Annotated in this window: 11 protein-coding genes; all 11 read right to left on the bottom strand. The window is 61.9% G+C overall.

The window, feature by feature from the left end; genetic code table 11:
* Window positions 1-15: 15 nt before the first annotated feature.
* Entirely contained in the window at window positions 16-1,395 is a 1,380-nt protein-coding gene (locus QA648_RS30270) for an amidohydrolase (protein WP_283052621.1), read from the bottom strand.
* A gap of 4 nt (window positions 1,396-1,399) precedes the next feature.
* Complete coding sequence (locus QA648_RS30265; protein ID WP_283052619.1) at window positions 1,400-2,056, bottom strand: glutathione S-transferase family protein; 657 nt, start codon at window positions 2,054-2,056, stop codon at window positions 1,400-1,402.
* Window positions 2,053-2,898: an aromatic ring-hydroxylating dioxygenase subunit alpha gene (locus QA648_RS30260; RefSeq protein WP_283052618.1), complete on the bottom strand. Its 846-nt coding sequence runs from the start codon at window positions 2,896-2,898 to the stop codon at window positions 2,053-2,055. The genes QA648_RS30265 and QA648_RS30260 overlap by 4 nt, the downstream gene beginning before the upstream one ends.
* Entirely contained in the window at window positions 2,895-3,539 is a 645-nt protein-coding gene (locus QA648_RS30255) for a Rieske (2Fe-2S) protein (RefSeq protein ID WP_283052617.1), read from the bottom strand. The genes QA648_RS30260 and QA648_RS30255 overlap by 4 nt, the downstream gene beginning before the upstream one ends.
* Window positions 3,540-3,677: 138 nt before the next feature.
* Entirely contained in the window at window positions 3,678-3,929 is a 252-nt protein-coding gene (locus tag QA648_RS30250) for an acylphosphatase (RefSeq protein ID WP_283052616.1), read from the bottom strand.
* Window positions 3,930-4,271: 342 nt separating this feature from the next.
* A complete protein-coding gene (gene atzF, locus QA648_RS30245; protein ID WP_283052614.1) occupies window positions 4,272-6,083 on the bottom strand; it encodes an allophanate hydrolase in 1,812 nt (603 codons plus the stop codon).
* The gene (gene uca, locus QA648_RS30240) at window positions 6,083-9,619 is read right to left on the bottom strand and encodes an urea carboxylase (RefSeq protein ID WP_283052613.1); all 3,537 of its coding nucleotides are present in this window, start codon (window positions 9,617-9,619) and stop codon (window positions 6,083-6,085) included. Before uca ends, atzF begins: the two co-directional genes overlap by 1 nt.
* A gap of 1 nt (window position 9,620) precedes the next feature.
* Window positions 9,621-10,271 carry an urea amidolyase associated protein UAAP2 gene (locus tag QA648_RS30235; protein ID WP_283052611.1) on the bottom strand — a complete coding sequence of 217 codons (651 nt, stop codon included), beginning with the start codon at window positions 10,269-10,271 and terminating at the stop codon, window positions 9,621-9,623.
* 17 nt (window positions 10,272-10,288) lie between these two features.
* The gene (locus QA648_RS30230; protein WP_283052609.1) at window positions 10,289-11,107 is read right to left on the bottom strand and encodes an urea amidolyase associated protein UAAP1; all 819 of its coding nucleotides are present in this window, start codon (window positions 11,105-11,107) and stop codon (window positions 10,289-10,291) included.
* A 2-nt stretch (window positions 11,108-11,109) separates the two neighbouring features.
* Window positions 11,110-11,931, bottom strand: coding sequence for an ABC transporter ATP-binding protein (locus QA648_RS30225; RefSeq protein WP_283052608.1), 822 nt, complete (start codon window positions 11,929-11,931; stop codon window positions 11,110-11,112).
* Window positions 11,928-12,746 carry an ABC transporter permease gene (locus QA648_RS30220; RefSeq protein ID WP_283052606.1) on the bottom strand — a complete coding sequence of 273 codons (819 nt, stop codon included), beginning with the start codon at window positions 12,744-12,746 and terminating at the stop codon, window positions 11,928-11,930. Before QA648_RS30220 ends, QA648_RS30225 begins: the two co-directional genes overlap by 4 nt.

Raw genomic sequence — 12,746 nt, 5'->3', positions numbered from 1 at the left:
CCCCTTTTTGGTTTTTCAGAATTCTACTGTTGCAAGTGTTGCCTCGGCGGCCGCAAACAGGGCGGCCTCATCCAGTCCGGTGAATTCACCGCCCTGCCAGACAATGCGTCCGTTGATCATGGTCATATCCGTCGGCATGCCGATCCCGACCTTGGCAATGAGGCTCAGCGGGTCATGCCGCGTCCCGACATAGTCCATCCGTCGCGTATCGATTGCGAAAAGGTCGGCCGCCATGCCCGGGGCAAGACGCCCGATATCCGTGCGCCCCAGCAGGCTCGCGCCTCCGCCTGTCGCATACTGGAGAAAATCAAGCGGGGCGGGGACGGCATGCTGACGCGTCGAGGCCGTCAAGCACTGCAGCATGTAGGCGGAATGAACGCAATGCATCAGGTTCGAGTTGTCGTTCGATGCCGCTCCGTCGCAACCAAGACCGATACGTAGTCCGAAGGCCTGCATCGCCGGGATGTCGGTCACTTCGGCGCCGACCAGGTAGACCGGCTCGGGGCAATGGGAGACGCCCGTGCCGCTCGCTGCCATTTTGCGTAATTCGTCGTGCGTCAGTTCCCAGCAATGAGCATAGAATGTGTCGGGGCCGGCAAAACCCAATTCGGCGCAGTAGTCGACCGTGCGCATTCCATGCCGCGCTTTGATGACGGGGCTTTCGCCCTCGCCGACATGCGTGTGCAACTGCACGCCGCGATCTCGCGCCAGCGCGACCGACTCGACGAAGGTTTCGCGATAGCAATTGACTGGCTGGCAGGGGGCGACCACCACCTGGCGCATGCTGAAGGGGCTGGCATCGTGATAGCTATCGATCAGCCGCGCGCAATCGGAGATGAATTCATCGGTGGTTTCGAGCATGGCATCCGGGATCGTCGACCCCTCGGATTTCGGCAGGGTATTGCCGCCGCGGCCTGCGTGAAAGCGCATGCCCAGAAGTTCGGCCGCCTCGAACTGACGATCGATCAGGCGCTTTCCCGCATGGCGGGGAAAGCAATATTGATGGTCGAATGCGGTGGTGCACCCATGCTTGATCATCTCGGCCATTGCAGTGACCGAAGCGTGATAGAAGCAGTCCTCCGTCAGTCGAGAGAAGATCGGATAGATCCGGTCGAGCCATTCGATGACGGAAAGCTTCGTCCAGTCGAGGTCGGCCCGATTGCGCACGAAGCACTGAAAGAAGTGGTGATGGGTGTTGACGAGCCCCGGATAGACGAACCAGCCGGACGCGTCCTGGACGATGGTGCCCTCGGGCAAGGCGTTCAGCGACAGGTTCTCCCCGATCGCCTGGATCGCTGGACCCCTGGTGAGCAGGTCGACATTCCGGCGCACGCTCGGCCCGTTGCCCTCGTCAATGATAACAGCCGCACAATTCTTCAGAAGATAGCCGGTCATTCCATCACTTCTCCCCAGCCGGATGCGGATCGAGTTTCAGCTCGTGCAGGCGGTGAATGCCGGGCATTTCGATGAAACCGGGCAGGCTGCGGATGGCGCGCAACCAGAGCCGGATCAAGGGATAGGGATCGAGCGAGACGCCGCCGTCGGGTGCAAGCGCCACATAGGGAAAGCAGGCGATGTCTGCGATCGTCGGCTGGCTTGCCGCAAGGAACCGCATGCCGCGCTCGCCCTGTTCGAAGAGGCCAGCCTCCAGCTCGCGCAGGGCCGCAATCCCCTGAGCCTGCAATGCCTTGATATCTCCCGGTCGCAGAAGGATTTCGTGGAGCCGCGCGCCTCCAAGGTTTGCGGTCAGGCGATGCGAAAAGGAGAGCCATTGCTGCACGTGCGCCGTCTCCTGCGGCGAACTATGGCCCAGCCATTCCGGCGCACCACTGGCAGCGAGATAGGCGAGCATTGCTGTGGACTCGGTGAGCACAAGATCGCCATCCTCGAGGATTGGGATGGACCCCGCCGGATTGAGCGCCAGAAGCTCCGGTCCGCGATGCTCCGCACCGGGATGGAAATCGACTGGCCGGATTTCGAGCTTGGTGCCCAAGAGTGCGGCCATCAGCCGTACCTTGTAACAGCTTGGCGATAAAATATAGTCGTAGAGCTTCATTGTGCGACCAACTGTGCGCCGTAGGTATAGTTATGGCGCTTGAGCCATCGCCTATAGGCGACCGAGGTGAGGTCGGCCCTTGTCGGAATTTCCATGCCCGGATCAAGCGGAAGAAGCGTGGGTATCTGGTTTTCGAGGATCGAGCGATCCTGCAGGAAGATCGTCTGCTGAAAGTGGATGAGATCGGTCATCGGTGTATCGTCGTCGAAGAGAGCCATCCATGGCCATACGTCGCAAAGGTCTTCCGCAAGAGGCTGCACGAACAAGGTAATGACGTCCCATTCGCTCGGTCGCGGAGGACACGTCTTGTAGAGCACCGAACAGGTCGGTGCCGGTACGCGATACATATATTCGGTCGTAATGCCGCCGGACGCCGATTTTGCCGCCTGCGGCTGGTAGAACTTCACCTGCGTTGCCCAGACTTCATCCTCACTCTCGCGGATCTCGACCTTGTAATTTTCGACCTCCGTATGCGGTTCCGCACCGAGAATGTCGGTGTGGACGAAGGGAAAATGCGCGATGTCGAGAAAGTTCTCGACGGCACGAAGCGGTGAACAGCGCACGCGGACCACACCGACATCGACGAAGCGGCGGCCTGGCTGATCGGCTTCCGGAATGGCGAATAGCTCCTTGTCCGGCTTTCCGAGGGAGGACCAGACATGGCCATACCGGACGCGGACGGGAAGGGAGCGTCCATTGTCGGTCACCACCCGCGCATTCCCGTCGCGATCGCGCGCGACTTCGATCGCCTCGCCCATCAGACAGGTCTTGCTTCCCTTTTCGCTGAGCTGGCTGAAAAGGCCGACCGGATACCATTCGTCGATCATCGCGCCGCCTGTCATTCCGCACCCTCCCTTTGGCGTTCTTCCGCCCGGCGGCGGAGAGATTCGGCAATACGGGAAGCCGTCAGACGGTTTGTCGGGCTGCGGTCCTGTTCGATCATGAGATGAAGGAGCGTATGCTTACCCTGGGGCGCGAGCAGCAGCACGATCCAGGGGAAATCAGGCAGGTGGATCAGCCCGTTTGCGTCGGTCTTTGCTCCTGCTACGATCTCGATTGCCGCAACATCCGCTTCCATTGTTAGCGAGCGCAACGGTATGAGCTTGTCGAAGCGTGGGGGCTGTGTCGCCGGTTGTCCGGCGGCTATCCATAAAATACCGCCCGATTCTTCGACCCGCTGGACAGCGACACGGATGGTTTCCGGAGGGACCAGATCGGGATGAGCCGGAATGCGAATGCATCCGCCAGACGGGGAATAGCTCCATCCATGATAAATGCAGGACAGCGCCTCACCACGGACAAAACCATGCGACAATCGCATTCCGCGATGTGGACAGCGATCCGCGGATGCGGTTACGCGGCCCGACTGGCTGCGCCATAGGGCAATTGGGCCGGCCGCTGTCCAGGCCGGTATGACCGTTCCTGGTGGCAGATCAGAGGAAAGGGCAACTGGCGCCCAAGATCCGGCCCCATCAAATGGCATAGCCTTAACTCTCTCAATTTTACCAATGACTTAGCGCCACCGGTCATAGGCAGGCGCCGATCCCTGCATCCCCTCAGCCCTCGGAAGCTTGCATAAATAATTCGCATTGGCAACATTGATTAAATAAAAGGCAGAAAATCAGGGATTGCTAAGACGCGATATTTCGGGGCGCTCAATGACTCTGCGCTGGATCTCCTCGACCCAGACGTCGAAAGGACCGAGTGAACAGCCCATTTCCAGCATATCGATCAATTCCACGGGGCCGGCAACCTCAAGCTCGATCCTATCTGCGCCAAAATGGAAGAATGTCTGCGAAAGTCCAAGCTTATTGGCGTGGCGTTGGATCCACGGGACGAATGAGGTCAAGTTGACGTCGCCAAGGATGGTCATGTGTTCTCGAAACTCACCCTGTCGTGGCATCTGCAAATGGCCCTTGCTTGATATCAGGCTGGTAGAATAGCTGCTTGAAGAGTTTGCGAAAAGAGGAACGTCTGGCGCGTTCGAGGCATGACCTCGTCAACCGTCGGGCTGCGCGCCAGCTCGTATCCTTTCAAGGTGGACTGCAGCAAATATGGCGACAGACGGTCAAGGATCTCCCGTGTGAGCCTCTCGCAAGCGAGCACCATGTCTGGCTGCGCAGCGGCCGCCAATCGCCCAGGTCCTGGCGATCAGGCCTCTGAGAACGAGCTGCGCTGCCATTGACAGAAGTTTTCGAATTCCGCCCCTCCTTGCTCACACTGTCGGGCCGGAGGCGCGGATATAATTGCGCCAGCCGCCGAACTCGGTAATCTCACGACCGCCGGTGACGGCATGAGCCTCGCAGAGAAAACCGGTGACGGAACTGCCGTCATTGAGCGTGACTTTGCCGACGCCAAGTGGCGCCGGAATGTTCTGGACGAAACGGGCGAATGCCGCAGGTGGCAAGGCCCAGACTTCGACCTCCACGCCGTTACCCGTAAAGCCGGGATCGCGCAGCAGCCCCGGCTTGGGCGGGATCGTGCCGGGGAGGGCAAAGAGCCGGTAGCTGCCGTCCGTCCGTCCGCTCCTCAATTTATATCCGCCCGGTCGCGTCAGCTCGTGGTTCAGAGGCATATCCGTCAGATGCGCGCCGACCACCACGATCGGCACGAAGTCGTCGGCCGAAGGCGCTACGCGGCTTGCCTCCGGCAGCGCGGCTTTGCGGTCCTTGCCCATTCCGGTATCCAGCGCTCGATGCATGGCATCGGCGAAGGGGGCCAGCGCATCGTCGGTGAAGGCGGGTCCCACCAGCATCACACCTGCGGGCAGATGGCCGTCGGCGTCAAATCCGGCGGGAACGGCAATCGCCGCGCAATCGAGCAGGTTGGCGAAGTTGGTATAGCGGCCAAAGTGGCTGTTCCTGACGATCGGGTCCGCTTGCATCTCTTCGACCGTGTAAGTGGTGGGGGACGTCGGCAGCATCAGGAAATCCACCTTCTCCCATTCGGCCTTGGTTTTCTGCCGCAATGCTTCCAGCTTGTACCGGCCTTCGAAGGCGTCGACTGCGTCGTAGGCTTTTGCCCCTTCGATGATGGCGCGCACCGTCGGATCGAAGTCGTCGCCATTCGTCGCCAGGAACTCCTTGACCGCCGCCAGCCGCTCGGCGACCCAGGGGCCGTTATAGAGCAGTTCGGCCGCTTGCCGGAAAGGAGCGTAGTCGAAGGGCACGATCACAGCGCCCAGCGATCGCGCCCGTTCGATGGCGGCGTCATAAAGCGCCTCCACATCCTTGTTGCCGTAGAACTCCCGTTCCGCAGCGTCGAGAACGCCGATACGCGGGCGTGTCGACGGCAAGCTTGCTGGGGCGGCTTGCCGCGAGAACGGATCGCGGGCGTCGTAGCCTTCCATGATCTTGCGGATGGCAATGCCGTCGCCCACAGTCGCGGCAAAGATAGTGACGACGTCGACGCTGCGGCAGGCGGGCACCACGCCGACATTGGGCACTAGCCCCGGCGTTGGTTTGATGCCGACAAGATTGTTGAACGCCGCCGGCACGCGCCCCGAACCGGCGGTGTCGGTGCCGAGCGAAAAGCTTGCGAGACCTGCCGCGACGGCAACGGCCGAGCCTGAGCTGGAGCCGCCGGAGACGTAGTTGCGATCAAACACCGAGCGCGGTGCGCCATGCGGCGAGCGCGTGCCGTTCAGTCCGGTCGCGAACTGATCGAGATTGGTCTTGCCGATCACGATGGCGCCGGCAGCCCTCAATCGCGCGACTGTCGTCGCATCCGCCTGCGGGTGATAGGCGAAGGCCGGGCAGGCGGCCGTTGTCGGCAAGCCCGCTACGTCGATATTGTCCTTGACCGCGAAGGGAATGCCCCAGAGCGGCAGGCTGTTGGATTCTGGCGCACGCGCCACCAGTTCACGGGCCGCAGCTCGCAAGTCGTCCTCGGGCGTCATCGTGATGAAGATGGCCGGATCGTCCGATGCCCTGCATCTTGCGATGATCTCTTCCATTAGCTGGAGCGGCGACAGGCCGGCCGCATAAGCGTGCCTCAGCGAAGCAAGATCGAGAATGGTGGGAAGCATCAGATTTCCTCCAGAATGACCAGCACATCGCCGGCTTTGACATTGCGCCCAGGGCCGGCGCGCAGATCGCGGACGCGTCCGGCGGCATGTGCGGTTACGTTGATTTCCATCTTCATCGATTCGATGATTGCCAATGTGTCGCCGGCAGCCACTGGCTGGCCTTCTTCGACCAGTATCTTCCAGACGTTGCCGGGCACGGCGCTTTCTATCCCGAAGCAACCCTCCGGTATGTCGCCGTCGAGGCCGGCGCCTGCGCCTTCCTCGACGGTGAAGCTGTCGAGACCGAGTTCCTTCCACCGTTGCCGTTCCGCTTCGAAAGCCGCCTGCTGCCCTGATTTGAAGGCGCCTATCGCGGCGACTTCGCGGGCAAGCCCGGCTTCATAGGCGGCATAGGAGAATTCGGTCTCCTCTATCCTGACCGGATAACCCCCGTGTGGGAAGGCGGCGCGGGCTTCTGTCAGCTCTTTGTGACTGACGGGGAAGAAGCGGATCTGATCGAAGAAGTCGAGCAGCCATGGCTTGTCCTTGGCGAAGACCGCAGTCTGCCGCCAACTGTTCCAGACCTGGATGGTGCGGCCGAAAAGCTGGTAGCCACCAGGCCCCTCCATGCCGTAGATGCACATATAGGCGCCGCCGATGCCGACGGCGTTTTCCGGTGTCCAGGTACGAGCTGGATTGTATTTCGTCGTCACCAGCCGATGGCGCGGGTCGACCGGGGTTGCGACCGGCGCGCCGAGATAGACATCGCCGAGGCCGAGCACCAGATAGCTGGCATTGAAGACGACGTCGCGCACCGCCTGTTCATCCGGCAGGCCGTTGATACGACGGATGAACTCGATATTGGAAGGGCACCAGGGCGCGTTCGGGCGCACCAGTTCCTGATATTTGCGCATGGCAAGCTCGGCATCCGGATCGTTCCAGGACAGCGGCAGGTGCACGATGCGGCTGGGGACCTTGATATCCTGCGCGGCCGGCAAGCCCGCCTCGATCTCGGTGAGCAGGCCGAGCAGGCGTTTGCGGGTCAAGGTCGTGCCATCGTAATGGATCTGCAGCGAGCGGATGCCGGGCGTCAGATCGATGATGCCCGGCAGGCGAGCCTGGACGATCGCCTGCATCAAAAGCTGCACACGCAGACGCAGCGCGATATCAAGCGTCATCGCCCCATATTCGACCAGCAGATTGTCGTCGCCCTGGCGGCGATAGACGACGGGCACGGGTCTTTCTTGGCTCTGGCCGACGATCCCCGACCCTGCTGCATTGCCGAGGCGCTGCAGCCTCGGACCGGCGATGGGGTCTTCGGCACGTTCAGCAGGACGAAATCGGATTTTATCACCGGGCTTGAACTGGCCCATCTTCCATTGCTCGTCGCGAGCGATGACGGCGGGGCAGACGAACCCACCGAGGCTCGGACCATCGGGGCCGAGAATGATCGGCATGTCGCCGGTAAAGTCGATCGCGCCGATCGCATAGGCATTGTCATGCAGGTTGGAGGGATGAAGGCCGGCTTCACCACCGTCGCTGCGTGCCCATTTTGGCGCAGGACCGATCAGGCGCACGCCGGTGCGGGCGCTGTTGAAGTGCACCTCGTATTCGGTCGAGAACAACGTCTCGATATCGCTTTCGAGAAAGAAGTCGGGCGCACCGTGCGGGCCGTAGAGGACACCGACCTCCCAGGCTCGGGTCAAAGGGGCGGGCCGGCCTGCCGCCGTCGTTTGCTGCTGTGGCGTGCGTGCCAGCCTCAGAACATGGCCGGTCTGGAGCGTGCCGGTGGCATGGCCCCCGAACCGTCCGAGACCGAAGGTCGCCCTGGAACCGAGCATGACCGGCGCGGAAAAGCCGCCGGCAACGGCGAGGTAAGACCGCTGGCCCGGCCCCTCTATCGCACCAACGGCCAGTGTCTGCCCCGCCCTCGCACTGACGGCTTCGCCATGTGGCAGCAGTACGCCGTCGAGGGTCATCGGCATGTAGGCGCCTGCGAGCGCGATCGTAATGTCGGAAAAGATTTTAAGCACCGGCCCGGAAACAGTAAGTTCCAGCGCCGCGGTTTCGTCAGCATTGCCGACGAGCCTGTTTGCATGACGAAACGAGCGCTCGTCCATCGGGCCGCTCGGCGGCACGCCGACATGCCAGAGGCCGAGCCGGCCGGGCAGTTCCTGAATGCTCGACTGCGCACCCGGCGCCAGCACCTCGATCACATCGGGCACGAAAGGAAAGTCCCTGAGCGCCGTCGTCGCCACGTCGCCGCTCGCCAGCAGCTTGGATCCTGCTATGGCCTGGAGATATTGCAGATTGGTCTCGATGCCGGAGATGGAGCTTTCCGCCAGCGCGCGCTTCAGCTTCTCGATCGCGGCCGGCCGGTCCTCGGCTGCCACGATCACCTTGGCAAGCATCGGATCGTAGAAAGGGGTGACTTCGGTGCCCGTCTCAATCCAGCCGTCGACGCGCGTGCCCGCCGGAAAGACGACCTCCGTCAGCAGGCCGGCGCTCGGCCGGAAGCCGGCATGCGGCATCTCGGCGTAGAGGCGCGCTTCGATCGCCACGCCTTTAGGGACGAGGATTTCGCTGCCGGAAATGACATCCTCGCCGGCGGCTTGACGGATCATCCATTCGACAAGATCGATGCCGTAGACGGCTTCCGTAACCGGGTGCTCGACCTGCAGGCGGGTATTGACCTCGAGGAAATAGAATTCCTCGCGGGCAGGATCATAGATGAACTCCACGGTTCCGGCGGACTGGTAGCGCGCGGAAGAGCCCAGCGCCATGGCCGCGGCATGCAGGCGCTCGCGTATCTCAGGCGAAAGACCGGGAGCGGGCGTCTCCTCAATCACCTTCTGATTCCGGCGCTGCAACGAGCAATCGCGTTCGCCGAGCGCGATCACGCGGCCCTTGCCGTCGCCGAAGATCTGGACTTCGACGTGCCGTGCCTTCGATACGAAGCGTTCGAGATAGACGCGCGCATCGCCGAAACTGGCCTTGGCCGTGCGCTGCACGCTTTCGAAGGCGGCCTTAAGACTATCGGCATCCTCACAAAGCTGCATGCCGATGCCGCCGCCGCCGGCCGTCGATTTCAGCATGACCGGATATCCGATCTCAACCGCCGCAGCGAGCGCTGCGTCGCCCGTCTCGACGAGACCGCTGCCCGGTAGCAGCGGTACGCCGCTTGCGCGCGCCAATTCGCGGGCCGTGTGCTTGAGCCCGAAGGCGGCGATATTATCCGGCGTCGGGCCGATGAAGGCGATGCCCTCCTGCGCCAGCCGCTTGGCAAAGCCGATGTTTTCCGAAAGGAAACCGTAGCCGGGATGCACGGCTTCTGCGCCGGTAGCCTTGCAAGCCGCAATGACGGCGTCGACATCGAGATAGCTTTCGGCGGCCGGCGCCGGACCGAGCCTGACGGCCTCGTCGGCCATCAGCGATGCCTTGGCGAAGCGATCGGCGTCCGAATAGACGACGACGGAGGCGATGCCCATGCGCCTCAGCGTCCGGATGATCCGGACAGCGATTTCGCCGCGATTGGCGATCAATATCTTCCTGAACATCTCAAGCCTCACCGTCCCAGACGAGGACGCGGATCGGCGTCGGATCGAAGCCGTTGCAGGGATTGTTGATTTGCGGGCAATTGGAAATGACGATCAGCACGTCCATCTCGGCCTTGAGCTCAACATAATCGCCCGGTGCGGAGATGCCGTCGACGATGGTCATCTCGCCGGTCGGCTCGATCGGCACATTCATGAAGAAGTTGATGTTGGGCACGACGTCGCGCTTGCCCATGCCATGTTTTGCGACCTCCAGAACGAAATTGTCCCGGCAGGCATGGAGATATCTGGTGCCGTGGCCGAAGCGCACCGTGTTGCTCTCGCAGGAGCATGCGCCGGCTGAAGTGTCGTGACGTCCGCAACTGTCGGCCGTCATCCTCAACATGACGCGACCCTCGTTGGACATAATCTCGGTGCCCGTTGTGATATAGGCCGCACCCTGCTCGCGCATGGTGTCCTGGCTGGAATAGCGTTCGGAATGATCTTCTGCGTTGTAGAACATCGTGTCGATCGCCTGCTGGCCATAGCTATCCTCGATGCGCAATGTCTGGCCTTTCCGAACCACCGTCGAGAACGGCGCTTCTGCGGCAATGAAGTGATCCTGCACGGCGTTCTTGAGCGTGCGGAACGGAGCGGTCTGGATAAAGTCGGTCATGATAGTCTCTCCACTGCTCACAGGTCGGCGGATGCGTTGTTCTCGAAGCCGCGTACTGCCTCTGCGGTGGCTGTGAGGCACAGGTCGTCGGAGCTGGTGGGCCGGACAGCCAGCCGCGTCACGGTCACCGGCTTCGGTGCGTATGTCGGGCTTGGATCGAGCGGATGCGGGCAATTGGAAAAGCCGACAATCATGTCCATCTCGGCGCGCAGCTCAACATAGTCACCGTCATGCGGCAGCTCCGACTGCCATGCGAACTTGCCGTCCACATCAACGCGAACGGGAGCAAAGAGCGCGAGCACGGCGGGAATGTCGCGCTTGTCCAATCCGGCCTTGGTCGCAAGCTTGATGAAATTGTCGCGGCTGTTGCGGGTGCCTTCGCCGTATTTCGCCAGGTTTGAGGCGGCAGTCGAGCTGCCCATCAGGCAATCATGTGCGCCGGAAGAATCCTCGGTGACGGAGAACATCACGCGTCCCATGTCGGAGAAGATCACCCGGCCTTTCGAAAGGGCGGTGGTCCATTGCATCTTCACCGTATCGGGCAGATTCAGCCGCTCGCTCGTATCGGCCGCATTCCAGGCGGCGAGCGAGATGGTCGAGAAGCCCTGTTCCTGGGCAATGTGTAGCGTCTCGCCGTGCTTGACGCGTGTCGACCAGTACCAGCCGCTGGGTATGACTTCCTGATGGACGATCAAAGCCGCATCGATCGGCGGGGCGGGTAGGGGGCTCGGTGTCGGCAAGGCCTTGGGTGCGAATTCCAGACCCTTTCTCTGATGTTCTTCATAACGGGCGCGGTTGGCGGCGATTTCTTCCGGCGAACGTCTGACGTGCTGCATGGCTAGATGTCTCCCGACGGTGCCAGGTCGTCCCGGCGGTGCCCCTTTGAAGCGATCGGGCCGTCCCGGTCGGAGCTGAAGATCGAGGCTGCGCCGGCAGTACGCGGCGGCCAGATGGAAATGTCCTTGGTAATCGTCGCGCCGTAGCGCTCCTTCTCTTCCGGCCGGTCGCGGCGGCGCTCGAAGGCGACTACCCTTGTGGCAAGCGTGAAGGCTTCGCGCATGTCATGCGTGACCATAACGACGGTCATCTGTGTTTCGTGCCAAAGCCGTTTCATCAGCGTGTGGATCTCGGCGCGGATACCAGGGTCGAGCGCGCCGAAAGGCTCGTCGAGCAATAGCACTTTGGGGCGCATGATGAGCGCCTGCGCCAGCGCCAGGCGCTGCTGCATGCCGCCGGAAAGCTGGGCCGGATACTTGTTTTCGGCGCCGGCAAGGCCGACCTCCGCGAGGAGTTGCCGCGCCTCGTCGATTGCGTTGCGCCGCGCCGCGCCGAAAAGCCTGGCCTTGTAGCGCGAGCCGGCAAGCTCCTTGCCGAGCAGCACGTTGTTGAGTGCGGTCAAATGCGGAAAGACCGAGTAGCGCTGGAAGACCACGCCACGGTCGGCGTCGGGCTCGCTAGGCAGCGGCGCGCCATCGAGAGAGATCGTGCCTCTGGTGGGCTGTTCCTGTCCCAAAAGCATGCGCAGGAAAGTCGACTTACCGCAGCCGGAGGGACCGACGAGTGCGACGAAGGCGCGGGAGGCGACCATTAGTGACACATCCTCGAGCACGATCTGGTCCCCGTATTCCTTCCAGACCTTTTCTATCCTGAGTTCGCTCATGCCTGCTTCTCCAGTTCGGACCAGGGGAAGACGGTGATGCGGAGGCAATCGAGAAGATAATTCATGAGCACGGCGAGTAGTGTGATCCAGACGACGTAGGGAAAGATCACATCCATCGACAGATATCGGCGAACGAGGAAAATGCGGTAGCCAAGGCCGGAATCGGAGGAGATCGCCTCGGCGGCAATCAGGAACAGCCAGGCCGGCCCAAGCTGGAGCCTCAGGCAAGTGATCAGCCGCGGCAGGATCTGCGGCAGCACGACGCGAAGCGCGATCTGCCAGGAGGAGCCGCCGAGCGTCTCAGCCTTGACGATCTGCTCCCGTGGCAATTCCAGCGCCTTCAGCGCCAGGTCGCGGATCATCGTCGGTGCAACGCCGATCACGATAAGGGCGATCTTGGAGGTCTCGCCAAGGCCCATGACGATGAACAGTATCGGCAGCAACGCGAGCGGCGGCACCATCGAAATGACTGCGACGAAGGGCGACAGCAAAGCCCTGAGATAGGGCAGCATGCCGATGAGCATGCCGATGCAAAGCGCGATTGCCGTGGATATGCCGAGGCCCGACAGGAGCCGTATCAGGCTCGCCCAGGTGTCCGACCACAGCAGGTATTCTCCCGTGCGCGGATCGGCGATGAAGGCCATACGGTTGATGGCGTCGGCAAAGCCGGCAAGATTGGGCAGCAACTTGTCATTGGCGTTTTCGGCAAGCCGTGCGGCTGAACCGACGGCATAAGCGACGATCAGCAGTAAAAAGGGCAACAGCGTCAAGGCAAGCTGCGCACCCCGGCTAGGCCTGGTATTGATCCAACGCAT

It is taken from the genome of Rhizobium sp. CB3171 (assembly GCF_029714265.1).
Lineage (GTDB): Bacteria > Pseudomonadota > Alphaproteobacteria > Rhizobiales > Rhizobiaceae > Rhizobium.
This window is presented reverse-complemented; position numbering and strand designations above follow the sequence as displayed.